This is a genomic window from Micromonospora yongxingensis, assembly GCF_052601155.1.
On the sequence record NZ_JBQXEO010000003.1, the window covers coordinates 253,093 to 277,352 of the forward strand.

Below are 24,260 nucleotides of genomic sequence, written 5' to 3' on the forward strand. Positions count from 1 at the left end.
GCGCAAGAACTGCTTGACTCTTGCAGCGCTCGGCCGGCATATTGCTCAGAAACCCCGCGCGGGGCCCTCGCCGCCGCGCCGGGTGCCGCCGCCGCACCGTGCCCGAGACAGACGGGGAACGCCACCCATGACCGCCAGCACCACCACCACGCCCCGCACCGCCGACGACGACTGGTGGCGCTCCGCGGTCGTCTACCAGGTCTACGTGCGCAGCTTCGCCGACAGCGACGGCGACGGCACCGGCGACCTCCAGGGCATCCGGCAGCGCCTCCCGTACCTGCGCGATCTCGGGGTGGACGCGCTCTGGCTGACCCCCTTCTACACCTCCCCCATGGTCGACGGCGGGTACGACGTCGCCGACTACCGGGACGTCGACCCGATGTTCGGCACCCTCGGCGACTTCGACGCGATGATCGCCGACGCGCACGCCCTCGACCTGCGGATCATCGTCGACCTGGTCCCCAACCACACCTCCAGCGCCCACCGGTGGTTCACCGCCGCCCTCGCCGCCGGCCCCGGCTCCCCGGAGCGTGCCCGCTACCTCTTCGCCGACGGCCGCGGCGCGCACGGCGAGCTGCCGCCGAACGACTGGGAGAGCATCTTCGGCGGCCCCGCCTGGACCCGGGTCGCCGACGGTGAGTGGTACCTGCACCTGTTCGACCCCGCCCAGCCGGACCTGAACTGGCGCCACCCCGAGGTACGCGCCGAGTTCGAGGACGTGCTGCGGTTCTGGCTCGACCGGGGCGTGGACGGCTTCCGGATCGACGTGGCCCACGGCATGATCAAGGCCGAGGGGCTGCCGGACGTCGGGTTCAACACGATGACCACCGGCCAGCGCCAGGTCGAGCTGCTCGGCAAGGGCCGGCTGCCCTACTTCGACCAGGACGAGGTGCACGAGATCTACCGCGCCTGGCGGCCCATCCTGGACAGCTACCCCGGCGGCCGGATGGCCGTCGCCGAGGCGTGGGCCGAGACCCCGCAGCGGCTGGCCCGCTACATCGGCCCCGACGAGCTGCACCAGGCGTTCAGCTTCGACTTCCTCGACGCCACCTGGTCGGCCGACTCGTTCCGCAAGGTGATCGACACCGCGCTGGCCGAGTCGACCGTGGTCGGCGCGCCCACCACCTGGGTGCTGTCCAACCACGACAAGCAGCGGCACGTCACCCGCTACGGCGACGGCGCCGAAGGGCTGCGCCGGGCTCGCGCCGCCAGCCTGCTGATGCTCGCCCTGCCCGGGTGCGCCTACCTGTACCAGGGCGAGGAACTGGGCCTGCCCGAGGTGCTCGACCTCCCCGACGAGCTGCGCCAGGACCCGGCGTTCCTGCGCACCGGCGAGAGTCGGGACGGCTGCCGGGTGCCCATCCCGTGGAGCGGCGAGCTGGCCCCGTACGGCTTCGGGCCGGCGGGAAGCGAGCTGAGCTGGCTACCCGCACCGGCGACCTGGCGTGCCCTGTCGGTCGCCGCGCAGAGCGGCGTACCCGGCTCCACGCTGGAGCTGTACCGGGCGGCGCTGCGGATCCGGCACGAGCACCCGGCGCTGGCGGCCGACGCCGGCGGGGTGACCTGGCTGGAGAGCGGACCGGGCGTGCTGGCCTTCTCCCGGACCGCCGGTGCGACCGTGCTGACCTGCGTGGTCAACCTCAGCGGCGCGCCGGTCCTGATCGACGGGTACGGCGAACCGATCGTCGCCAGCGAGGCGCTCACCGGGCAGGGCTCCGGCCACGTACTGCCCGTCGACGCGGCAGCCTGGTTGGAACGGCGTTGAGCGGGTAACCCGACACCAACCTGGTCGTCCGTCGTGCCCCGCGCCGACGGGCGACTGGGCTACCGGCCCCTTGTGGTGGGGGGTGAGGTGGCACCGGCGCCGCGTGGAGTCCGCTCCGCGTGGCGCCGGTGTCCGTCTGCGTGAGGTGTGCCCCGTCGCCGCCGTGGGTACGGCACGGGTAACCGTCGCGTGGAGGTGACGCCATGGTGGTACGGATGGCACAGTGCACGATCGACGTCGAGGACGTGGACCTGATGGTCGCGTTCTGGGCGGCGGCGCTCGGCTACGAGGTCGAGCGGGGCGACGACGGCAGCGCCAAGCTCTGGCCGCCGGGCCAGCCCTCCGCCGCCGCGCCGACCTTCTGGTTGCAGGGCTCCGGCACGGCGAAGCGGGGCAAGAACCGGTTGCACCTCGACCTGGTCGCCGACGGTGACCCGCAGGCCGAGGTGCGGCGGCTGATCGGGCTGGGCGCGCGGCACGTCGACGTCGGGCAGAGCGGGACCGAGCAGTTCACCGTGCTGGCCGACCCGGAGGGCAACGAGTTCTGCGTACTGGACTCGGCGCCGACCCGCTGATCCCGTCACGCGGCAGGCCCCGCACGGAGAGTCACTTCGCGGTGAGCAGCGCCGCGATGCGGGTGAAGCCGGCGCGTACCTCGGCCTCGTCCGGCGGCTCCGCCGGCTCACCGTGCCCCGCCTCGTCGGCGGCGGCGTCCAGCTCCTCGTCGATCACGTCCTCGAAGTCGCCGTACAGGTCGGCCCCCTCGACCTGACGCTCCTCGTCCTCGGCGGCGACCTGCGCGGCGGCGATCTCGCTGCGGATCTCGTCGGCCGACAGCGCCGGCAGCAGCGGCTCCACGACGGCGATCAACTGCTCGTCGGCCACCACCGCCTCGGCCAGCGCCAACGCGTGCGGCCGCTCGTACGGCCCGCAGACCACCGGCTCCCACTCTTCGAGGTCACCGAGCGGGCCGAAGGTGATGATCCACGGCAGGCCGAGCATCGGCGAGTCGGCCGGCAGGTCCAGTGTCATGAGTGCGCCCACGGGCTCATCATGGTCCGCGAACGCGAGCGCCGACGCCGTTCGGCTCAGTTTCCGCCCGTCCGGCACCCGATCAGCTACGGTCAGCCGGGCCGGGCGGCGTCCAGGGCGGCCCGGACCAGGGCGAGCGCGGTCGCGGGCGGCACGCCGAGCCGGGCTGCCTCCGCCGCGTAGGTGGCCGCCGCCCGGTGCAGCCGGTCCACGGCGTCGTCCCGGCCGGGGGCCACGAAGGTGCCGTTGCGCCCCCGGGTCTCCAGCAGCCCGGCCGCCTCCAACTCCCGGTACGCCCGGGCCACCGTGTTCGCCGCCAGCCGCAGGTCGGCCGCGAGCTGCCGGACGGTCGGCAGGCGGCTGCCCACCGGCAACCGGCCGTCACCGATCAGCTCGGCGAGCTGCCCGCGTACCTGCTCGAACGGCGGCACCGACGAGTCCGGGTCGACCGAGATGGTCATCTGCGCACCTTCCGCCATCAGCCCGCACCGCCCGGCGTACCGGGATCGGTGCCCTCGTCGGGCGCCGCCGGCGGAGCGCCCTCCGCCAGATCCAACACCCGCCCACGCGAGCTGGTCGCGAGCAGCGCCGCCCCGAACAGCACCAGCTGGTTGAGCAGGTAGAGGTAGAGCAGCAGGCCGACCGCGCCGGCCACCACGGTGTACGCCGGGTTCCGCTCGGTGCGCACCACGTAGTACCGCCCGACCGTGTTGAGCAGCGTGATGCCGACCGCGACCAGCACCACCACCGGGCGCAGCCGGGACCGGCTCACCCGCAGCCGGGGCACCGCGACCAGCAGCGCGGTCGCGAGCACCGCGTTGATCAGCACGCTGAGCACCGCGCTGATCGTGGTCAGGCCGACCGAGCCGGTGCTGCGCAGCAGGAAACGCAGCAGCGACTCCAGCGCGTCCACCGCTGCCACCGAGACACCCAGCAGGACGAAGACGCCGATCATCACGCCGAGGTCGACCAACCGCCGGATCACCAGGTTCCCGGGCTGCTGGTTGAGCCGGTACATCAACCGCTGGGAGGAGCGGATCGCCTCAACCCAGCCGATCCCGGTGAAGACCAGGATGACCAGGCCGACCACGCCGACCGTGCCGCTGGAGTTGGCGATCTGCTCCGCGTCCAGGAACGGCAGGTTCTCCTTCAGGAACCCGGCCGCCGCCGCGCTGACCTCGTCGTTGTCCTCCAGGATCGCGCCGAAGATCGAGTACGCGACCAGCGCGAGGGCGAACACCGCGAAGAAGCCGTAGTAGGCGATCGCGGCGGCCAGTCGCCCGGCCAGCACCTCGGCGTAGAGCGCGCCGGCCCGCCACACGTGGTCGAAGAGCCCCGACCGGGAGCGCGCGGCGCCCACCCAGCGGTCGAGGCCCGCCTCGATCGACCCGATCACGTTCACGCCGTCATCCTCGCCGATCTTCCGCCGCCGCAGGGGCAACCGGCTCCCGGTGCTCGCCGCCCGGCGCGTCGCCGACCGGTCAGCCGCCGAGGCGGAAGTCCCGACGCGGCTGCCACCGGGCCTGCCCGCTGTGCGAGAACAGGGTGAACGCGTCGACCTCGAACATCGCGGAGAAGTCGGCCAGGTCCTCGTACACCTTGTCCAGCGCCTCCGGTGCGACGTCCTGCGCCACGGTGACGTGCGGATGGTACGGGAAACGGGCCTCCCGGTGCAGGGCCGGCGCCGCGGCGATGGCGGCGGCCAGCAACTCACACTCGCTGATCCCGGCGGCCACCGCCACGAACACCACCTGGGTCACCGGACGGAACGTGCCGGTGCCCCGCAGGTGCAGCGCGAACGGCAGGTGCGCGGCGGCGACGGACGCCAGGTGCCGCTCGACAGCCGGCAGAGCCGCCGTCGGGATCTCGGTCGGCCCGAGCAGCGTCACGTGCGCGGGCACGGCCAGCGGGTCGCCGGCCTCGACCCGCCGCCGGGTGAGCTGGGCTCCCCACGGCTCGGGGATGTCCACCGCGATGCCGATCTGGATCGTGTCGCCGGCAGGCGGCACTCCGCCACTGCGATCCACGCTCCGCGCCGCCCCTTCGGCCACCGACCCGACCACCTGTCCCGGCGCGCTATTCGCCGCGGACCGGCGGGAAGAAGCCGACCCGCTCGTACGCGGACCGCAGGGTCTCCGCGGCCACCGCCCGGGCCTTCTCCGCGCCGGCGGCGAGCAGCTTGTCCAGCTGCGCCGGATCGTCGAGGTAGGTGCGGGTGCGTTCCTGGATGGGGCGGACGAACTCGCCCACCACCTCGGCCAGCTCCTTCTTCAGGTCGCCGTAGCCGCGGCCGGCGAACGCCGCCACCAGCTCGTCGATGCCGCGCCCGCTGAGCGCCGAGTGGATGGTCAGCAGGTTGGACACCCCCGGCTTGGTCTCGCTGTCGAAGACGATGTCCCGGCCGGTGTCGGTCACCGCCGAGCGGATCTTCTTCGCCGACCGGGCCGGGTCCTCGAGAAGGTCGATGATGCCGGCCGGCGAGGACGACGACTTCGACATCTTCGCGGTCGGGTCCTGCAGGTCGGTGATCTTCGCGGTGTCCTTGACGATGTGCGGCGCGGGCACCGTGAACGTCGGGCCGAACAGCGAGTTGAACCGCTGGGCCAGGTCCCGGGAGAGCTCCAGGTGCTGGCGCTGGTCCTCGCCCACCGGCACCGCGTTGGCCTGGTACAGCAGGATGTCGGCGGCCTGCAGGACCGGGTAGGTGAAGAGGCCGACGCTGGCCCGCTCGTTGCCCTGCTTCTGCGACTTGTCCTTGAACTGGGTCATCCGGCTGGCCTCGCCGAAGCCGGTGATGCAGCCGAGCACCCAGGCCAGCTGGGGATGCTCGGGCACCTGCGACTGCACGAAGAGGGTGCTGCGCTCCGGGTCCAGACCGACCGCGAAGAGCTGGGCGGCGGCCACCCGGGTCCGCTGGCGCAGCAGCACCGGGTCGTGCCCCGCGGTGATGGCATGCAGGTCCACCACGCAGTAGAACGCGTCGTGGGTGTCCTGCAGGGCCACCCAGTGCCGCACCGCGCCAAGGTAGTTGCCGAGGTGGAAGGAGTCGGCCGTCGGCTGGATGCCGGAGAAGACGCGGGGGCGGGCGGGAACGTCGGACATGGCGATAATTCTGTCAGCAAGCAACCGGGTCCGTCATGACGGGCCGGCGGGTCGGGCACGGCCCGCCGGTGTCGGGGCGTTGACCTCGCGCGGCTCCCCCGCGCCGACCCGGCGTGTCGGCCCGACCGTGGCACCGCCCTGCTGCCCGGTGCCCGTGTCGCGGCGCTGCTCGGGCATCCGGACGGCGGACACCGCGAGCCGGGCCACGCGTCGGCCGTCCAGCGCCAGCACGCGCAACAGCCAGCCGCCCGGCGGGTCGGCCCGGTCGGGCTCGCCGGCGTCGGACGGCTCGGCGGGCACCGGCACCTCGTCGCCGCTCACCGGGAGCCGACCCAGCGCGGCCATCACGAAACCACCGACCGTCTCGTACGGGCCCGGGGGCAGCGCCAGCCCGGTCCGCTCGGCGAAGTCGGCCAGGTTGAGCCGGCCGTCCACCACGGCGGGCAGGCCGTGCACCGGGTCGGGTTCGGTGTCGTACTCGTCGTGGATCTCGCCGATCAGCTCCTCGATCAGGTCCTCCAGGGTGACGATCCCGGCGGTGCCGCCGTACTCGTCGACCACCACCGCCAGGTGCTGGCCCTCGCGGCGCATCTCGGTCAACGCGGGCAGCACCCGCTTGCTGCCGGGCAGCCGCTTCACCTCCCGGGTCAGCTCGCCGACGGTGACGCAGGGGTCGGCGTCCGGGCGCAGCAGCACGTCGCGCAGGTGCACGAAGCCGACCACGTCGTCGTGGGTGCCATCGGTGACCGGGTAGCGGGTGTGCGTCTCGGCGCGGACCAAACGGGCGGCCTCGGCGATGGTCAGGCGCGCGGGCAGGAAGACGACCTCGGTGCGGGGCATCATCACCTCGCGGATCAGCTTGGCACCGGCGACCAGGACCTCGTCGATGATCCGCCGTTCGTCCGGGTCCAGCACCGTGTTGGCCGCCACGAGGTCCCGCAGCTCCGCCTCGGAGATGCGCTCCCGGCCGGCCGCCGGGCCGGCCCCGAGCAGGTCGGTGACGAGGCGGGTGGCACCGTCGGTGGCACGGACGACCACCCGGGCGACGGCTCGGGCGAGCGGGCCGGGGTCGCGGCGGGGCCGCCCCCGCGCGCGTCGCCGGAGCCCGGTACGGGCCGCTTCCCGCATGACAGAGATGGTAGACACCGGCGGCCCACCGCACCGGGTATCTCGTGCAGCCGATCGCTCATGTTCGGCTCTGTTTAATCGTGAGAGATTATGATGGAATGAGGATGGCGGCGGTCGGTCGGGGTACCGCTCACCGCCGTAGGGTGATCACCGAAGGGCCACGTCCGGGGCGGGCCAGGCAGGGAGGCAACGACGTGAAACTGCTCGTCACGGGGGGTGCCGGCTTCATCGGCAGCGTGGTGACCCGGATGCTGCTCGACGCGGGCCACCAGGTGGTCGTCCTGGACGACCTGCGCACCGGTCACCGCGAAGCGCTCGCTCCCGACGCCACCCACGTCGAGGCGTCCATCCACGACGCCGCCCGGATCGTCACCCCCGACGCCGGCTTCGACGGGGTGCTGCACTTCGCCGCGCTGATCGCCGCCGGCGAGTCGATGGTCAAGCCGGAGCTGTACTGGCAGACCAACACGGTCGGCACCCTCGCCCTGATCGACGCCGTACGGGCCGCCGGGGTGCCCCGGATGGTGTTCTCCTCCACTGCCGCCGTCTACGGCAACCCCACCGAGCTGCCCATCCCGGAGACCGCGGTCAAGGCGCCCACCAACACGTACGGCGCCACCAAGCTCGCCGTCGACATGGCGCTCACCTCCGAGGCGATCGCGCACGGGCTGGCCGCCGTGTCGCTGCGCTACTTCAACGTGGCCGGCGCGCACCTCGACGGCGACGTCGCGCTCGGCGAGCGGCACGACCCGGAGACGCACCTGATCCCCATCGCGCTGGAGGTCGCCGCCGGTCGGCGCGAGAAGCTCCAGCTCTTCGGCGACGACTACCCCACCGTGGACGGCACCTGCGTCCGCGACTACATCCACGTCGCCGACCTGGCCCGTGCCCACCTGCTGGCGCTCGACGCGGCCACTGCCGGCCAGCACCGGATCTACAACCTGGGCAACGGCAACGGCTTCACCAACCGGCAGGTTGCCGACGTGGTCCGCGAAGTCACCGGGCACCCGCTGCCGGTCGAGGTCGCGCCGCGACGCGACGGTGACCCGGCCGAGCTGGTCGCCTCCTCCGCGCTGGCCCGCGACGAGCTGGGCTGGGTGCCGCAGAAGCCGACCCTGCACGACATGGTCGGCGACGCCTGGGCCTTCTACCGCACGCACATCCTGGAGCAACGGTGACGAGCCCCGCAGTCGCGAACGGAGGAAGCACCGTGGCAGCTCCCACCGGTGACGTCGCCGAGCGGGCCGCCGCCGGCTTCACGGAGCAGTACGGCGGCCACGCCGCTGGCCGCTGGGCGGCTCCCGGCCGGGTCAACCTGATCGGCGAGCACACCGACTACAACGACGGGTTCGTGCTGCCCTTCGCGTTGCCGCTGCGGACCGTGGTCGCCGCCGACCGGCAGGACGGCGAGCGCTGGACGGTCTGGTCCGAGCTGTCCGGCGAGACGATCACCTTCGGCGCGGACGACGTGGCCGAGCCGGGCCGGGTCACCGGCTGGGGCGCGTACGTGGCCGGGGTGGTCTGGGCGCTGCGCGATGCCGGCCACCAGGTGCCGGGCGCCCGGCTGGCGATCGCCTCCGACGTGCCGCTGGGCTCCGGGCTCTCCTCGTCGGCGGCGCTGGAGTCGGCCGTGCTCGCCGCCCTGCTCGACCTCGGCGGCCTGGAGCTGCCCGCCGAACGGCAGCCCCGGCTGGCGCAGCGCGCGGAGAACGTCTACGTCGGCGCGCCGACCGGCATCATGGACCAGTCGGCGGTGATCCGCTGTCGCGCCGGCCACGCCCTCTTCCTGGACTGCCGCGACGAGTCGGTCGAGCACATCCCGTTCGACCTGGACGCCGCCGGGCTGGCCGTGCTGGTCATCGACAGCCGGGCACCGCACCGGCACGCCGACGGCGAGTACGCCGCCCGTCGCCGTTCCTGCGATGCGGCGGCGCAGGCGCTCGGGGTGCCCGCGCTGCGCGATGTCGCCATCGACGAGCTCGACACCGCGCTGGCCCGCCTCGACGACGAGGAGACCCGTCGGCGGGTCCGGCACGTGGTGACCGAGGACCAGCGGGTGCTGGACACGGTGGCACTGCTGCGCGCCGGACGGGTCCGGGACATCGGGCCGCTGCTCACGGCCTCGCACGTCTCGATGCGCGACGACTTCGAGATCACCGTCCCGGAGATCGACACCGCGGTCGAGGCGGCTCTGGCGGCCGGCGCACTGGGCGCCCGGATGACCGGCGGCGGCTTCGGTGGCTGCGTCCTGGCCCTGGTCCAAGCGGACCGCGCCGACGAGGTGGCCGCCGCCGTAACGTCCGCCTACGCCGCCGAGGGCTTCACCGCACCAGGCACCACCCCGGTCCTCCCCGCCCCCGGCGCGACCCGCCTCGACTGACCCACCCCCACACCGTTGATCAAGAGGTTCGCGTCAGGAATCCGCTCATCGCTGACGCGAACCTCTTGATCAACCGCTGGAGCCCGGGGGGGGGGTGGGGTCAGGTGGCTTCGACGATCATGGCGGCGCCCACGGTGCGGTTGGTGGCCTCGTCGATGATGACGAAGCCGCCGGTGGTGCGGTTGCGCCGGTACTCGTCGGCCAGCAGCGGCACCGTGGTGCGCAGCCGCACCCGGCCGATCTCGTTGAGCCGCAGCTCGTCGGCCGACTCGTCGCGGTGCAGCGAGTTGATGTCCAGGCGGTAGTGCAGACCGCGCACGATCGCCCGCGCGGACCGGGTGGTGTGCTTGATCGCGTACCGGCCGCCGACCCGTAGCGGGCGGGTCTCGTCCATCCAGCAGACCATCGCCTCGATGTCCTGGGCCACCGCCGGGGCGTTGTTCGGCCGGCAGATCATGTCGCCCCGGGAGATGTCGATCTCGTCGGCCAGCCGTACCGTGACCGACATCGGTGGGAAGGCCTCCGCGACCGGTCCGTCGGCGGTCTCCACCGCGGCGATCCGGCTGGTAAAGCCGGACGGCAGCACCATCACCTCGTCGCCCGGCTTGAGCACGCCCGAGGCGACCTGGCCGGCGTAGCCGCGGTAGTCGGTCACCGTGGTGGACTGCGGGCGGATCACGTACTGCACCGGGAACCGGACGTCGACCAGGTTGCGATCGCTGGCGATGTGCACCCGCTCCAGGTGGTGCAGCAGCGACGGGCCCTCGTACCACGGCATGTTCTCCGACCGGGTGACGATGTTGTCGCCGCGCAGCGCGGAGATCGGCACCACGGTCAGGTCCGGTACGTCGAGCTTCGCGGCGAACGCGGTGAACTCGTCGGCGATCCGCTCGTAGACCTCCTGCGACCAGTCCACCAGGTCCATCTTGTTGACACAGAGGACCAGGTGCGGCACCCGCAGCAGCGAGCAGAGGAACGCGTGCCGACGGGACTGCTCGACCAGGCCCTTGCGCGCGTCCACCAGGATCAGCGCCAGGTCGGCCGTGGAGGCGCCGGTGACCATGTTGCGCGTGTACTGGATGTGCCCCGGGGTGTCGGCGATGATGAACTTGCGCCGCGGCGTGGCGAAGTACCGGTACGCCACGTCGATGGTGATGCCCTGCTCCCGCTCGGCGCGCAGGCCGTCGGTGAGCAGCGCCAGGTTGGTGTACTCGTCGCCGCGGGCCGCGCTGACGGCCTCCACCGCGGCCAACTGGTCGGTGAAGAGCGACTTGGTGTCGTAGAGCAGCCGGCCGATGAGGGTCGACTTGCCGTCGTCCACGCTGCCCGCGGTGGCGAAGCGCAGCAGGTCCATCGGACGGACCTCCGCCGCGGTGGCGGCCGGGGCCACGATCTCGGTGGTCATCAGAAGTAGCCCTCCCGCTTGCGGTCCTCCATGGCGGCCTCGCTGACCCGGTCGTCACCACGCGTCGCGCCGCGCTCGGTGATCCGGGTGGCCGCCACCTCCTCGATGACCTTCTCCACGGTGTCCGCGTCGGAGCGGACCGCCGCCGTGCAGGAGGCGTCGCCCACGGTGCGGTAGCGCACCTGCGCCTTGAACCGCTCCTCGCCCGCCCGGGGGCGGAAGAACTCGTTGACCGCGTAGAACATCCCGTCGCGCTCGATCACCTCGCGCTCGTGCGCGTAGTAGATCGACGGCAGCGGGATGCGTTCCCGGGCGATGTAGTGCCAGACGTCCAGCTCGGTCCAGTTGGACAGCGGGAAGACCCGGATCGACTCGCCCGGGTGGTGCCGGCCGTTGTACAGCGACCACAGCTCCGGCCGCTGGTTCTTCGGGTCCCACTGGCCGAACTCGTCGCGGAAGCTGAACACCCGCTCCTTGGCCCGGGCCTTCTCCTCGTCCCGGCGGGCGCCACCGAACAGCGCGTCGAAGCGGTGCTTCTCGACCGCGTCCAGCAGGACCGGCGTCTGGATCCGGTTGCGCATGCCGTCGCCGGACTCCCGCACCAGCCCGCTGGCCAGGGCCTCCGGCACGCTCGCCACCACGAGCTGCAACCCCAGCTCGGCGACCCGCTGGTCGCGGTATTCGAGCACCTCGGGGAAGTTGTGCCCGGTGTCGACGTGCATGACGGGGAAGGGGATGTTGGCCGGGGCGAACGCCTTCTGCGCCAGTCGCAGCATGACGATCGAGTCCTTGCCGCCGGAGAAGAGCAGCACCGGGCGTTCCATCTCGGCGACCACCTCGCGCATCACGAAGATGCTCTCCGCCTCCAGGGCGTCCAGGTGGGAGACCCGGTACGCCGCCGGGGTGGTCATGACACCGGCTCGATTCGCTCGCTCATCCGATTTCCAGACCTTTCCGGTCGGGCATGTCAAGAAGTGCGCTCAGGCTACCCGGAATGTCTCTGCAGCGCTGCAAGCAACCGGGGGGCGAGATCCCTGCGGCAGACCAGCAGGTCCGGCAGGCGCGGATCCGCCTCGTTGTATCTCAGCGCAGAACCGTCGATCCGGGAAGCGTGCAGTCCCGTGGCCGTCGCCACAGCGACCGGCGCCGCCGAGTCCCACTCGTACTGCCCACCGGCGTGGATGTACGCGTCCACCTCGCCCGTGACCACCGCGGCGATCTTCGCTCCGGCCGACCCCATCGGCACCAGCTTCGCCCCCACGTCCTCGGCCAGATCCGTGAGGAACACCGGCGGCCGGCTCCGGCTCGCCGCCAACCGGATCACCCGCGCGCCGGCCGTCGCCGCCTCCACCGTCATCGGCGGGTACGCCGGTGGGTAGTCCGTGCCCAGCACCCGGTGCTGCGCCGGCAGGCCCACCGCCCCTGCGACCAGCCCGTGCGGGCTCGGCGCGTTCCGCGCCCAGAGCGCCACGTGCACGGCCCAGTCGGAGCGGCCCTCCTCGGCGAACTCCCGCGTGCCGTCCAACGGATCGATGATCCACACCCGGTCCGCGGCCAACCGCGACACCGCCTCGGCGTTCACCTCCGCCGCCCAGGCCAGCCGCGACCCCTCATCCTCCTCGGAGAGCACCGCGTCCCCCGGCCGCCACTTCGCGAGCTCCGTGCGGATCAGGTCGTGCGACACCTTGTCCCCGGCCGACTTCAGCGCGCCGGCGTCGACGAAACCCAACTCCACGCGCAGGTCGAGCAGCGCCTGACCGGCCCGGGCCGCCAACCACCTGGCGAACGCACCGTCGATCATCGGAGGACTGCTCATCTGCCCGCTCCCGTCGCCTCGCCGCGACCCGTGCCCGCACGGGCCGCTCCGCCGCGACCCGCGTCGTCGGTCGCGGCACGCCGAAAGGCGCAGACTACCGGCCCACCAACCCCGACCCGGTACGCCCCGCCCGACAGTCTCAACCGCCGTGGTAGAGGTTCTGAGTCGGCTCCACGCCCTTGACGACCACCGACTCCACCACGTCAGCCGCGCGGTCCACCAGGAAATCCAACTCCTTGCGCTCGGCCGCGCCGAAATCCGACAGCACGTAGTCGGCCGGGTCCTGCCGGCCCGGGGGCCGGCCGATGCCGAACCGCACCCGGACGTACTCCTTGGTGCCCAACGACTTCGACATCGAGCGCAGGCCGTTGTGCCCGCCCTCGCCGCCACCGCACTTGACCCGCACCTGGCCGAACGCGATGTCCAGCTCGTCGTGCACGGCGATCACCTGCGCCGGCGGCACCTTGTAGAACTGCGCCAGCGCCGCCACCGGCGCGCCGGACAGGTTCATGTACGTCAGTGGCTTCACCAGCACCAGCTTCGGCCCGCCGAAACCCAACCGGCCCTCGGTAGCCTCGGCCACCGCCCGCTTGTGCCGGCCGAACCGTGCGCCCAACCGTCCGGCCAGCAGGTCGGCCACCATGAACCCGACGTTGTGCCGGTTGCCGGCGTACTCCCGACCCGGGTTGCCCAGGCCGACCACCAGCCACGGTCCCGCCTCGTCCGTCACGACCCGTCCCCTTCGCCGTCCGTCACACCGATACCCGATACGCGGACAGGCGCCCCCGAATGCTCGGGGACGCCTGTCGCACAGTACGAACCGATCAGGCCTCGGTGCGCGCCTCGGTGTTCTCGCCGCCCTCGGCGTCCGCGCCCTCGGAACCCTCGGTGACCTCGCCGACCTCGGCCTCGGCCTCGTCGGTGGCCTCCTCGACCTCGGGCAGCGTCGCCTCGAGCTGCTCGGCGGTCGGCGCGGCGGTCACCGCGGCGACCGGCAGCGTCGGGTCGACGGCCAGCTCGACACCGGCCGGCAGCTGCACGTCGCCGGCGGTCACCGAAGAGCCCGCCTCCAGGCCCTCGATCGACGCCTCGAGGTGGTCCGGCACCTTGGTGGCGTCGGCGGTCACCGACAGGGTGTCGTGGTCGTGCACGATCAGGGTGTCCCGCGCGGCCTCGCCGGTCAGCTGGATCGGGACCTCGACGGTGACCTTCTCGCCGCGGCGGACCAGGATCAGGTCCACGTGCTCGAAGGTGTCCTTGATCGGGTCACGCTGAATCGCCTTCGGCAGCGCCAGCACCTGCGTGCCGTCGGTGATGTCGATCGCGAAGAGCTGGTTGGCGCCACCCTTGCGGATCGCCGCGGCGAACTCCCGGGACGGCAGCGCGATGTGCTTGGGCTTCTCGCCGTGGCCGTACAGCACGGCTGGCACCTTGCCGGCCCGGCGGGTACGGCGGGCACCACCCTTGCCGAACTCGGTGCGGGGCTCGGCGCTGATCTTTACCTCGGACACGGGGAAACTCCTGATGCTTTTCGCTACGGCGGTTTGTCGTCTGGCGGTGCTGGGGCGAGGGGCTCGCTAGGGGCTCATGCGTCATGAACGACTGCCCGGAGCACCGCGTCGATGACGGTGCCTCCGTGCGGCGCTATTCAGCGACCCGCCGGGCACCCTCGCCGTGGCAACCGCACCAGTCTACCCGAGCTGATTCCGAGGTTTCCGGCAGTCCCCGTTCACGGCTCCCGCGCGCGTGCTAGGAAGGGACCCCTCACCCCGCCGAGGGGTCGACAAGGGGCCCTTCCCCGCACTCACCGCGGCGAGAGGATCAGCTCAGGCCACCGAAGAGGGTGGTCACCGAGCCGTCGTCGAAGACCTCGCGGATCGCCCTTGCCAGCAGCGGCGCGATCGACAGCACGGTCAGCTTGTCCAGCTGCTTCTCCGGGGTCAGCGGCAACGTGTTGGTCACCACGATCTCGCTGATCGGGCTGTTCTTCAGCCGCTCGGTGGCCGGGTCCGACAGCAGTGCGTGGGTGGACGCGACCACGATCTCCGCCGCGCCCGACTCCTTCAGGATGTCCGCCGCACCGGTGATCGTGCCACCCGTGTCGATCATGTCGTCGACGATCAGGCAGACCCGGCCCTCCACCTCGCCGACCACGCGGTTCGCCACCACCTGGTTGGGCTTCATCGGGTCGCGGGTCTTGTGGATGAACGCCAGCGGGCAGCCGCCCAGCCGGTCGGTCCAGCGCTCGGCCACCCGCACCCGGCCCGAGTCCGGTGCCACCACGGTCATCGGCCGGCCGGCGTACTTGTGCTCCACGTACTCGGCGAGGATGTCCATCGCGAAGAGGTGGTCGACCGGACCGTCGAAGAAGCCCTGGATCTGCGCGGTGTGCAGGTCGACGGTGAGGATCCGGTTCGCGCCGGCCGTCTTCAGCAGGTCCGCCACCAGCCGGGCCGAGATCGGCTCCCGACCGCGGTGCTTCTTGTCCTGACGCGCGTACGGGTAGAACGGCAGCACCACGGTGATCCGCTTGGCCGACCCCCGCTTCAGCGCGTCCACCATGATCAGGGTCTCCATGACCCAGGTGTTGACCCCGTGCGTCACGGACTGCACCACGAAGGCGTCCGAGCCGCGCACCGAGTCCTTGAACCGTACGAAGATCTCGCCGTTGGCGAACTCGTACGCGTCGGCCGGCGTCGGCGCGACGCCGAGCACCTCACCGATCTCCTTGGCCAGCTCCGGAAAGCCACGTCCGGAAAAGAGCATCAGGCTTTTGCGGTTTTCGGCGACGATGCTGCCCATGGGCCCGTCTGCTCCCGTTTCTCGGTGGTACCCGGCCCGGTGGTGGTGGGTCGGGGACTATTCGGTTGCAGTATCTCCCGTGGCGGACGCACCGCCCACCGTCTCGGCCTGCCCGTGCATTGCCTCACTGTCGCTTGCGGTGGCGGCCACACCCGACGCACCCTCGCCGCCGTGGGCTCGCTGCGCGGCCTCCGCCGCGGCCGTGCCGGCCCGCCGCTTCACCACCCAGCCCTCGATGTTGCGCTGGCGTGCCCGGGCGACGCCCATCGCGCCCGCCGGCACGTCGTCCACGATCACCGAGCCGGCCGCCGTGTACGCGCCGTCGCCCACCTCGACCGGCGCGACGAACATGTTGTCCGCCCCCGTGCGGGCGTGGCTGCCGATGACCGTGCGGTGCTTGTTGACCCCGTCGTAGTTCACGAAGACCGACGCCGCGCCGATGTTGCTCTGCTCGCCGATCGTCGCGTCGCCGACGTACGTCAGGTGCGGCACCTTCGAGCCGGCGCCGATCTGCGAGTTCTTCACCTCGACGAACGTGCCGACCTTCGCCTTCTCGGCCAGCTGCGCGGCCGGCCGGAGGTACGCGTACGGCCCGACGCTGGCGCCCGCGCCGACCTCGGCGCCCACCGCGTGGCTGCGCACCACCGATGCGCCGGGGCCGACGATCGTGTCGACCAGCGTGACGTCCGGTCCGATCAGCGCGCCGGAGCCGACCACGGTGGCGCCGCGCAGTTGGGTGTTCTGGTCGACGACCGCGTCGCGGTCGATCGCCACCGTCACGTCGATCCAGGTGGTCGCCGGGTCCAGGAGGCTCACGCCGGTACGCATCCACGCCTCGTTGACGCGGTCGCGCAGCAGGCGGCGCAGCGTCGCCAGCTCCACACGGTCGTTGCAGCCCAGCGTCTCCACGTGGTCGACGGCCACGTGCACCGCGACGGGCTCACCGGCCGAGCGGAGCAGCCCGAAGACGTCGGTCAGGTACTCCTCGCCCTGGTCGTTGTCGGTGGAGAGCTTGCCCAGCGCGGCGCGCAGCCGCGCGGCGTCGAAGGCGTAGATGCCGGCGTTGATCTCCCGGATCGCGCGCTGCGTCGCGTCGGCGTCGCGCTCCTCGACGATCTGCTCCAACCGGCCGTCGGCGTCCCGGACGATGCGCCCGAGCCCGGTCGGGTCGGGCACCTCGGCGGCGAGCACGGTGGCCGCCGCGGCGGCTTCCTCGTGCGCGGTCACGAGAGCGCCCACCGTCTCCGGCCGCAGCAGCGGCACGTCCCCGTTGATCACCACGACCGTGCCGGGGCCGTCGGGGACGGCCTCCAGCGCGATCCGGACGGCGTGCCCGGTGCCGAGCTGCTCGGCCTGGAGCACCGGCGTGGCCTCGGGAGCGACCTCGCTCAGGTGCCCCCGGACCTGGTCGGCGCCGTGTCCGACCACCACGACGGTGCGGGTGGCGGCCAGCGGGGCGGCCGCGCTCAGCACGTGGCCGAGCAGGGTCCTGCCGAGCAGGGGGTGCAGCACCTTGGGCAGTGTCGACTTCATCCGCTTGCCCTCACCGGCGGCGAGTACGACGACGGTACGGAGGTGGGGCTGGGGCACGACGTGGCTCCCGTCGGAACGTGGACACTCTCGCGGCCATGCTAACCGCGGTGCCCGGACCGTTCCCGTCTTACCCCCACTGGAACCTAAAACGGACTAAGGGGGACAGCTCGGCCGCCAGGGTTCGAACCTGAAACACGGGTACCAAAGACCCGGGTGTTGCCAATTACACCACGGCCGATCAGCGACGCCAGGGCGTCACATCAGGGATCGAGATCCCGCCGCTACACCTTAGCGTCCCGCCCGCCGGACGCCATCGCTCATTCCGCCGCGCCCGGACGGCCCACGGCAGTCCGGGCGGGGCCGTCCGGACGCCGGACAGGTCACCTACAGGTTGTACCCGCCAGCGACCTCGATGTTCTGGGCGGTGATCCAACGGCCCTCCTCGCTGAGCAGCGTGGCGATCACCATGCCGATGTCGTCGGGCTCGCCCACCCGGCCGAGCGCGGTCTTCGCGGCGAGGATTGGAATCACCTCGGGGAACCGCTCGAAGGCGTTGTCGGCGAGCCGGGTCCGGGTGGAGCCCGGGGCGACCGAGTTGACCCGGATGCCGCGGCTGCTGAACTCCTTGGCCATGTACCGCGTCAGCACGTCCAGGCCGCCCTTCATGGAGGCGTACGCGGAGTAGCCGGGCTCGAGCCCGGAGGGCAGTGCCGAGTTGCTGCTGGTGTTGACGATCGCGCCGCCGTCGGCCAGCAGCGGCAGCAGGGTCTGGGTGAGGAAGAACGGCCCCTTGAGCAGCACCCGCATGAACCCGTCGAAGAGCTCCTCCGAGGTGTCCTCGAACATCGCCATCCGCGCGAACCCGGCGTTGTTCACCAGAGAGTCGAAGGTGTCCCGGTGCCAGGTGTCGCGCAGGGCGGCGACGACCGAAGCGCGGAAGGCCGGGAAGGTCTCGCTCCGGCCGACGTCCAGCGGCAGCGCGACGGCCTTGCCACCCACCTTCTCGATGCTCTCCACGGTCTCCAGCGCTCCGGAGTGGTTGTTGCCGTAGGTCAGGATCACGCCGGACCCGCGCTTGGCGAGCTGGATGGCTGCGCTCTGCCCGATACCCGAGCTGGCGCCCGTGACGATAGCGACCCGCATGGTTCGCCCACCTGTTCATTCGTGGAGCAATGACGTGCCCCTAGGGAATTGACTGCTCCCAGATAATCACCCTGAACAGGCAGGATGATAGATCGATGCTCTCTGTCTCTTGCCTGATCCTCTCTTTGCTGCGAATCGGCTCGGGTGCTTCAATGAAGAGATGCAGCTCGACGAACTGCGGTCGTTGCTCAGCCGCCACGCTCGACCGGACGGCACCACCGCCATCGACGGTGTGCTGATCTCGCAGGTCGAGCGGCCGGACGTGCCGTCGGCGTCGATGTCCGGCACGGTGTTGGCGCTCATCGCGCAGGGCGCGAAGAGGCTCGCGTTGGGCGACCGCGTGTTCGAGTACCGCGCCGGGCAGTACCTCGTCGCATCGGTCGACCTGCCGGTCACCGGCCATTTCACCGAGGCCAGCCCCGACCGGCCGGCGCTCGGGTTCGGGCTCACGCTGCAGCCGGCCGCCATCGCCGAGCTGCTGCTACAGGCCGGCGTCGACATTCCCCGGAGCGGCGGAGGGCTGCCCGGCATCGCCGTCAGCGATGCGCCTGCCGAGCTGCTCGACGCCGTGATCCGGCTGGTGCGCCTCCTCGACCGGCCACGCGACCTCGCGGTGCTCGCACCCCTCACGATCCGGGAGATCCTCTGGCGACTGATCACCGGCGAGCAGGGCGCCACCGTCCGCCAGCTGGGTCTCGCCGACAGCAGCCTCTCCCACATCGCCCATGCGGTCCGCTGGATCCGCGGCCATTACCGGCAGTCCTTCCGCGTGGAGGACGTGGCCCGGCTTTCCGGGATGAGCGTGTCCGCCTTCTACCGTCACTTCCAGGCCGTCACGGCGATGAGTCCGATCCAGTTCCAGAAGCAGATCCGGCTCCAGGAGGCGCGACTGCTGCTCGCCACCCATCCGACCGACGTCACCGGGGTCGCCCAGCGGGTCGGCTACGACAGCCCGTCACAGTTCAGCCGGGAGTACCGCCGCCAGTTCGGCGCACCGCCGAGCCTTGACGCCGCCCGTCTGAGCGGCGCCCCGTCCCTGCCGTGAGGCATCGACCCGCGCACGGGCGATCAGGGCTCTGACCTGCTTCTCAGCAGGAGTGCGCGAGGTTTTCGGAAACTTCACCGTGCGATCTACGGGGCCGTAAGTTACGGTGACGTAGGCGTAGCTTCGTGATCGCTTCCGTCCCCTCTGCGAGGTGCCATGTCCACCGCTCTGCTCGAACCCAACACCGCCGGCCCCGGCCCGAAACCCCTCACCGACGGCAGTCAGTCCTCCGGGATCCTGGCCGCCCTCTGGGCCTTCGTGGTGATCCCCTTCGTCGCCCTGCTGGTCGCCGTACCGGTCGCCTGGGGCGGCTGGCTGGGCTGGACCGACGTGGTCATCGGCCTCGTCTGGTACGTGGTCTCCGGCCTCGGCATCACCGTCGGCTTCCACCGCTACTTCACGCACGGCTCGTTCAAGGCCAAGCGGTGGCTGCGGGTGACGTTGGCGGTCGCGGGTTCGCTGGCGGTGCAGGGCGAGATCATCCAGTGGGTGGCCGACCACCGGCGGCACCACGCCTTCTCCGACCTGGAGGGCGACCCGCACTCGCCGTGGCGCTTCGGCACCAGTCTCTGGGCGCTGACCCGGGGCCTCTTCCACGCACACGTTGGTTGGCTGTTCCGCCGTGAGCTGTCCAACCGGGAGCGGTTCGCCCCCGACCTGATCGCCGACCGCGACATCAGCCGGGTGGACAAGCTCTTCCCGATGCTGGTGGCCATCTCACTGCTCGGCCCGGCGCTGATCGGCGGCCTGGTGACCTGGTCCTGGCAGGGCGCGCTCACCGCGTTCTTCTGGGCCGGGCTGGTGCGGATCGGCCTGCTGCACCACGTCACCTGGGCGATCAACTCGGTCTGCCACGTCTACGGCGAGCGCCCGTTCGCGATGCGTCAGGGCGACCGCGCGTCGAACTTCTGGCCGCTGGCGATCCTGTCGTTCGGCGAGAGCTGGCACAACCTGCACCACGCCGACCCCACCAGCGCCCGGCACGGCGTGCTGCGTGGTCAGGTCGACATCTCCGCCCGGGTGATCTGGCTGTTCGAGAAGATCGGCGCGGCGTCGCAGGTGCGCTGGCCGAAGCCGGAACGCCTCGCCGCCAAGCTGGTGAAGCCCGTCGCACCCCGCTAAAAGCGGGCGGTGCTCCCGGAGACAGCCTGGCAGGATGGCCGGGTGACCGAGCGACGCGGGGGGACCGGACGGCTCGGCGTACGGGGAGCCGGGCCCGATCCGGGTACGGTCGGACGGCGCGGCGGGACGACCAGACCGCCCGCGAGTGAGGCGACGACGTGAACGGGCACAGCGGAGGCACCATCCCACGGCAGGGCGTCACCGAGCGCCAGCGAGGCGGCGACATGCCCGAGGGCACTGACGGTGACGGCGGTCGGCGTGCGGTTCCGGCTCCGGCCACCAAACCCAAGTCCACCTCCCGGGTCCGCATGTCCGCCGCCCAGCGGCGGGAGCAGTTGATCGCGATCGGCCGGCAACTCTTCGCCGAGCGCGGTTTCGACGCCACCTCCATCGAGGAGGTGGCGTCCCGCGCCAAGGTCTCCAAGCCGGTGGTCTACGAGCACTTCGGCGGCAAGGAGGGGCTCTACGCGGTGGTGGTGGACCGGGAGGTCCGGGCCCTGCTGGACCGGATCACCACGGCGTTGACCGCCGGGCACCCACGGGAGCTGCTGGAGCAGGCGGCGATGGCCCTGCTGGGCTACATCGAGGAGGAGGCCAGCGGGTTCCGGGTGCTGGTCCGCGAGTCGCCGGTGCTGTCGGCGACGGGCAACTTCAGCAGCGTGATGAACGACGTGGCGCACCAGGTCGAGCACATCCTCGGCGCCGAGTTCAAGAGCCGCGGGTACGACCCGAAGCTGGCCGAGCTGTACTCCCAGGCGCTGGTGGGCATGGTGGCGTTGACCGGCACCTGGTGGCTGGAGGTGCGCAAGCCGCGCAAGGAGACGGTGGCGGCACACCTGGTCAACCTCGCCTGGAACGGGTTGTCGCACCTGGAGGCGAAGCCGAGCTTGATCACCGCCCGCCGCCGCTGACCCCGGTCAGCGGCGGTGCACCTCGGCCACGGGGTGGGCGCGGTTGCGCCGTTCCTCCTCGGCGTGCTCCTCGGGGCCGACCTTGTCGTACAGGCCGGTGCCGAGCAGGATCAGGCCGAACAGCATCGACACGACCACGGTCGACATCGAGAAGTTCAGGAAGTTCGCCTCGGTCTGCAGCACGGACATCATCAGGATGCTGGTCACCAGGAACACCACACCGGCGGTGAGGTTCATGTAGTGGCCGAGGTTGCTGCGCCGGGACGCCCCGATGATCAGGACGACTCCGAAGACCACCGAGGCGAGCGAGAACGCCAGGTTGGTGCGCAGCCCGAGTGCCCAGTGGCTGCCCCGGTCGAAGAGCGGGTCGCCGATCGTCTCGGCGACGCCCCAGACGCCGAAGACCAGGATGTAGACGCCGATCAGGCCGGAGAGAACCCGGTAGAGCGGCCGTGCCGGATGGTTCACCGGAAAGTGCGCCATATCCCTGCTCCCCATCCACCTGAGTCGACCGATTCAGGAGGATTGTCACCCGAGGCAGAGGGGACTGTCCGGAGAACCCCAAAGGCGGCTGAGTCCGCCGAAGGCCGGACCACGTCAGGTTTTCGCCGGAGCCCGAGCTGCGCAGGGATCAAGCCTGACCGCCCGGAGCAACTCGGGCTCCGGCGAGAGAACCACCAAGCCCGAGCAGGATCAGAGCACCAGGCGGGCCTTCTGCCAGGCCTCCGACTCCTCGTCCGTGCCGACCTTGCCGTACATGCCGACCATGAGCAGCACCAGGGCGGCCAGCATCACCACGATCACCGTGGCGATGCTGAAGTTGAAGATGTTGGCGTCGGTCTGGATGAACGCCAGGCCGGCGAGGCTGACCACCATCAGGGCGTACGCCAGCCACTGGTTGATCGCCACGTCGATGTTGCGGCCGAGGGCGGTGCCGGCCACCACGAGGAGCCCGAGCAGCACGCAGAGCAGCGAGAAGCCGAGGTTGGTGCCCTGGCCGAGGACCCGGGTGTCGTCCTGCGCGAGGACCTCGTTGCCGGCGCTCTCGATGATGCCGAGCACACCGAAGACCACCAGGTACAGACCGGTCAGCCCGCCGATCGCCCGGTAGACCGGCCGCGCGGGGTGGTTGACGGGGGTGTGGGCCATGTCAGAGTCTCCAACGCCGTGGGGTGAGGTGTCGTCGACGATTGTCCCGCATGTGGTGGTGTGACGCCGCACACGGTCCCTGACCCGGCGAGCCGGGCCCGGTCAGCTGTCGGGCAGGTCCTCGGCGAGCGTCATCCAGGTCTCCTCGATCCGCTCCCGCTCGGCGCGCAGATCCTTGAGCTGGGTGTCCAGCTCGGCGACCCGGGCGTAGTCGGTGGCGTCGGCGGCGAGCTGGTCGAGCAGCGTGGTCTCGCGCTGGTCGAGCTTGCCGAGCTGGCGTTCCAGCCGGGTCAGCTCCTTGCGGGCCTGGCGGACCTCGGCGGCGGACATGCCGCCTCCGGAGGGACCGGCGGGCGCGGAGGCCGAGGTGACCCCGGGCCGGGGCGCGCCGGCCCGCTCGGCGGTCCGGGCGAGGTACTCGTCGACGCCGCCGGGCAGGTGCACCAGCCGGCCGTCGCCGAACATCCCGTACGCCGACTCGGTGACCCGTTCGATCAGGTAACGGTCGTGGCTGGCCACGATGATCGTGCCGGGCCAGGAGTCGAGCAGGTCCTCCAGGGAGGCCAGGGTGTCGGTGTCCAGGTCGTTGGTGGGCTCGTCGAAGAGCAGCACGTTGGGCTCGCCGGCGAGCAGCCGCAGCATCTGGAGTCGGCGACGTTCCCCACCGGAGAGGTCACTGACCGGCGTCCAGAGCCGCCGGTCGTCGAAGCCGAAGACCTCGGCGAGCTGGGCGGCTGAGACCTCCCGGTCGCCGAGCTGGACCCGGCGGGCGACCTCCTCCACGGCTTCGAGCACCCGCAGGTGGCCCGGCAGCTCGGCAAGCTCCTGGGACAGGAACGCCGGTCGCACGGTGGAACCGGTGTTGAGGCGGCCGCCGTCGGGGCGGGTGATGCCCGCGAGCATCCGCAGCAGGGTGGTCTTGCCGGCGCCGTTGGCGCCGAGGATGGCGATCCGGTCGCCGGGGCCGACCTGCCAGGTGACCCCGCGCAGGATCTCCTTGGGGCCGGCGTGCAGCTCGACGTTCTCCAGGTCGTACACCTGCTTGCCGAGCCGGGAGGTGGCCATCCGCTGCAACGACATGGTGTCGCGTGCCGGCGGCACGTCGGCGATCAACGCGTTGGCGGCGTCGATGCGGAACTGGGGCTTGGAGGTGCGGGCCGGCGGACCACGACGCAGCCACGCGATCTCCTTGCGGAGCAGGTTCTGCCGGCGGGCCTCAGTGGCGGCGGCGACGCGCTCGCGCTCGGCGCGGGCGAGGGTCCAGGCGGCGAAGCCTCCCTCGTACGCGCGGACCGTCTGGTCGGCGACCTCCCAGGTGGTGGTGCAGACCGCGTCCAGGAACCACCGGTCGTGGGTGACCACGACCAGGGCGCCCTTGCGGCCGACCAGGTGCCGGGCCAGCCAGTCGACGCCGCCGACGTCGAGGTGGTTGGTGGGCTCGTCGAGGATGAGCAGGTCGGAGTCGCGGACGAGCAGCGCGGCGAGCGCGACGCGGCGTCGTTCGCCACCGGACATCGGGCCGACCGGCTGGTCGAGGCCGAGGTGCGGCATGCCGAGGCCGTCGAGGATGTCCCGCACCCCGGCGTCGCCGGCCCACTCGTGCTCGGCGCCCATGCCCTCGCCGAGCCAGGCGGTGCCGAGCACGACGTCCCGGACGGTGGCCTCGGGAGCGAGGGCGAGCTGCTGCGGCAGCCAGAGCACCCGCAGGTCACGGCGGTGGGTGACCCGGCCGTCGTCGGGCTCCTCCTGCTTGGTCAGCAGCCGCAGCAGGGTGGACTTGCCGGCACCGTTGAGGCCGACCACGCCGATCCGGTCGGCGTCGTCCAGGCCGAGCGAGACGTCCGTGAGTAGCCGCCCGGCGGCGCCGTACCCCTTGGACACCCGGTCCAGATTGACGATGTTGGCCACGTTCCACCCTTCAAGATCA

At 71.6% G+C, this 24,260-nt stretch carries 24 protein-coding genes and 1 tRNA gene; 7 read left to right on the forward strand and 18 right to left on the reverse strand.

Annotation, left to right across the window (positions count from 1 at the left end; genetic code table 11):
- Positions 1 to 127 precede the first annotated feature (127 nt).
- On the forward strand, positions 128 to 1,765 hold the full coding sequence (locus ACTWLT_RS06700; protein WP_445317555.1) for a glycoside hydrolase family 13 protein: 1,638 nt from the start codon (positions 128 to 130) through the stop codon (positions 1,763 to 1,765).
- A gap of 215 nt (positions 1,766 to 1,980) precedes the next feature.
- Positions 1,981 to 2,340, forward strand: coding sequence for a VOC family protein (locus ACTWLT_RS06705; RefSeq protein WP_445317556.1), 360 nt, complete (start codon positions 1,981 to 1,983; stop codon positions 2,338 to 2,340).
- A gap of 31 nt (positions 2,341 to 2,371) precedes the next feature.
- On the opposite strand, the gene ACTWLT_RS06710 is transcribed toward ACTWLT_RS06705, so the two are convergent.
- The 6 genes from ACTWLT_RS06710 to ACTWLT_RS06735 form a co-directional block, all read right to left on the reverse strand.
- Entirely contained in the window at positions 2,372 to 2,809 is a 438-nt protein-coding gene (locus ACTWLT_RS06710) for a hypothetical protein (RefSeq protein ID WP_252415871.1), read from the reverse strand.
- An 80-nt stretch (positions 2,810 to 2,889) separates the two neighbouring features.
- The gene (locus ACTWLT_RS06715) at positions 2,890 to 3,258 is read right to left on the reverse strand and encodes a GntR family transcriptional regulator (RefSeq protein WP_252415872.1); all 369 of its coding nucleotides are present in this window, start codon (positions 3,256 to 3,258) and stop codon (positions 2,890 to 2,892) included.
- 17 nt (positions 3,259 to 3,275) lie between these two features.
- Positions 3,276 to 4,199 carry a YihY/virulence factor BrkB family protein gene (locus ACTWLT_RS06720; RefSeq protein ID WP_445317557.1) on the reverse strand — a complete coding sequence of 308 codons (924 nt, stop codon included), beginning with the start codon at positions 4,197 to 4,199 and terminating at the stop codon, positions 3,276 to 3,278.
- A 79-nt stretch (positions 4,200 to 4,278) separates the two neighbouring features.
- Positions 4,279 to 4,860, reverse strand: a complete 582-nt coding sequence (locus ACTWLT_RS06725; protein WP_374557703.1) for a 2'-5' RNA ligase family protein — start codon at positions 4,858 to 4,860, stop codon at positions 4,279 to 4,281.
- Positions 4,861 to 4,873: 13 nt separating this feature from the next.
- The gene (trpS, locus tag ACTWLT_RS06730; RefSeq protein ID WP_252415875.1) at positions 4,874 to 5,899 is read right to left on the reverse strand and encodes a tryptophan--tRNA ligase; all 1,026 of its coding nucleotides are present in this window, start codon (positions 5,897 to 5,899) and stop codon (positions 4,874 to 4,876) included.
- 33 nt (positions 5,900 to 5,932) lie between these two features.
- The gene (locus tag ACTWLT_RS06735) at positions 5,933 to 7,027 is read right to left on the reverse strand and encodes a hemolysin family protein (RefSeq protein ID WP_445317558.1); all 1,095 of its coding nucleotides are present in this window, start codon (positions 7,025 to 7,027) and stop codon (positions 5,933 to 5,935) included.
- 194 nt (positions 7,028 to 7,221) lie between these two features.
- On the opposite strand from ACTWLT_RS06735, the gene galE reads away from it, so the two are divergent.
- Entirely contained in the window at positions 7,222 to 8,205 is a 984-nt protein-coding gene (gene galE / locus ACTWLT_RS06740) for a UDP-glucose 4-epimerase GalE (protein ID WP_308209389.1), read from the forward strand.
- A 32-nt stretch (positions 8,206 to 8,237) separates the two neighbouring features.
- Entirely contained in the window at positions 8,238 to 9,407 is a 1,170-nt protein-coding gene (gene galK, locus ACTWLT_RS06745; RefSeq protein WP_445317559.1) for a galactokinase, read from the forward strand.
- 100 nt (positions 9,408 to 9,507) lie between these two features.
- On the opposite strand, the gene ACTWLT_RS06750 is transcribed toward galK, so the two are convergent.
- From ACTWLT_RS06750 to ACTWLT_RS06790, 9 genes are all read right to left on the reverse strand, one after another.
- A complete protein-coding gene (locus ACTWLT_RS06750) occupies positions 9,508 to 10,812 on the reverse strand; it encodes a sulfate adenylyltransferase subunit 1 (protein ID WP_445317560.1) in 1,305 nt (434 codons plus the stop codon).
- Positions 10,812 to 11,723: a sulfate adenylyltransferase subunit CysD gene (cysD, locus tag ACTWLT_RS06755; RefSeq protein WP_252415879.1), complete on the reverse strand. Its 912-nt coding sequence runs from the start codon at positions 11,721 to 11,723 to the stop codon at positions 10,812 to 10,814. The genes ACTWLT_RS06750 and cysD overlap by 1 nt, the downstream gene beginning before the upstream one ends.
- 74 nt (positions 11,724 to 11,797) lie before the next feature.
- The gene (locus ACTWLT_RS06760) at positions 11,798 to 12,628 is read right to left on the reverse strand and encodes an inositol monophosphatase family protein (protein ID WP_445317561.1); all 831 of its coding nucleotides are present in this window, start codon (positions 12,626 to 12,628) and stop codon (positions 11,798 to 11,800) included.
- 139 nt (positions 12,629 to 12,767) lie between these two features.
- Entirely contained in the window at positions 12,768 to 13,358 is a 591-nt protein-coding gene (gene pth, locus ACTWLT_RS06765) for an aminoacyl-tRNA hydrolase (RefSeq protein WP_445317562.1), read from the reverse strand.
- Between the two features lie 94 nt (positions 13,359 to 13,452).
- Entirely contained in the window at positions 13,453 to 14,139 is a 687-nt protein-coding gene (locus tag ACTWLT_RS06770; RefSeq protein ID WP_445317563.1) for a 50S ribosomal protein L25/general stress protein Ctc, read from the reverse strand.
- Positions 14,140 to 14,449: 310 nt separating this feature from the next.
- The gene (locus ACTWLT_RS06775; protein ID WP_252415883.1) at positions 14,450 to 15,430 is read right to left on the reverse strand and encodes a ribose-phosphate diphosphokinase; all 981 of its coding nucleotides are present in this window, start codon (positions 15,428 to 15,430) and stop codon (positions 14,450 to 14,452) included.
- Positions 15,431 to 15,487: 57 nt separating this feature from the next.
- A complete protein-coding gene (gene glmU / locus ACTWLT_RS06780) occupies positions 15,488 to 17,020 on the reverse strand; it encodes a bifunctional UDP-N-acetylglucosamine diphosphorylase/glucosamine-1-phosphate N-acetyltransferase GlmU (RefSeq protein ID WP_445317564.1) in 1,533 nt (510 codons plus the stop codon).
- Positions 17,021 to 17,129: 109 nt separating this feature from the next.
- Positions 17,130 to 17,201: transfer RNA gene (locus tag ACTWLT_RS06785), tRNA-Gln, on the reverse strand.
- 146 nt (positions 17,202 to 17,347) lie between these two features.
- Positions 17,348 to 18,106 (reverse strand): SDR family NAD(P)-dependent oxidoreductase, encoded by a 759-nt coding sequence (locus ACTWLT_RS06790; RefSeq protein WP_445317565.1) that lies wholly within the window; start codon positions 18,104 to 18,106, stop codon positions 17,348 to 17,350.
- Between the two features lie 160 nt (positions 18,107 to 18,266).
- On the opposite strand from ACTWLT_RS06790, the gene ACTWLT_RS06795 reads away from it, so the two are divergent.
- The 3 genes from ACTWLT_RS06795 (at position 18,267) to ACTWLT_RS06805 (ending at position 21,184) form a co-directional block, all read left to right on the forward strand.
- A complete protein-coding gene (locus ACTWLT_RS06795; protein ID WP_445317566.1) occupies positions 18,267 to 19,151 on the forward strand; it encodes an AraC family transcriptional regulator in 885 nt (294 codons plus the stop codon).
- A gap of 156 nt (positions 19,152 to 19,307) precedes the next feature.
- A complete protein-coding gene (locus ACTWLT_RS06800) occupies positions 19,308 to 20,273 on the forward strand; it encodes an acyl-CoA desaturase (RefSeq protein ID WP_445317567.1) in 966 nt (321 codons plus the stop codon).
- Between the two features lie 224 nt (positions 20,274 to 20,497).
- Entirely contained in the window at positions 20,498 to 21,184 is a 687-nt protein-coding gene (locus ACTWLT_RS06805) for a TetR family transcriptional regulator (protein ID WP_445317568.1), read from the forward strand.
- A gap of 6 nt (positions 21,185 to 21,190) precedes the next feature.
- On the opposite strand, the gene ACTWLT_RS06810 is transcribed toward ACTWLT_RS06805, so the two are convergent.
- The 3 genes from ACTWLT_RS06810 to ACTWLT_RS06820 all read right to left on the reverse strand — a co-directional run bounded on the left by ACTWLT_RS06810 (position 21,191) and on the right by ACTWLT_RS06820 (position 24,241).
- Positions 21,191 to 21,667 carry a DUF4383 domain-containing protein gene (locus ACTWLT_RS06810; RefSeq protein ID WP_445317647.1) on the reverse strand — a complete coding sequence of 159 codons (477 nt, stop codon included), beginning with the start codon at positions 21,665 to 21,667 and terminating at the stop codon, positions 21,191 to 21,193.
- A 210-nt stretch (positions 21,668 to 21,877) separates the two neighbouring features.
- Positions 21,878 to 22,333: a DUF4383 domain-containing protein gene (locus ACTWLT_RS06815; RefSeq protein WP_252415889.1), complete on the reverse strand. Its 456-nt coding sequence runs from the start codon at positions 22,331 to 22,333 to the stop codon at positions 21,878 to 21,880.
- A 102-nt stretch (positions 22,334 to 22,435) separates the two neighbouring features.
- Positions 22,436 to 24,241 (reverse strand): ABC-F family ATP-binding cassette domain-containing protein, encoded by a 1,806-nt coding sequence (locus ACTWLT_RS06820; RefSeq protein WP_445317569.1) that lies wholly within the window; start codon positions 24,239 to 24,241, stop codon positions 22,436 to 22,438.
- Between the last annotated feature and the right edge of the window lie 19 nt (positions 24,242 to 24,260).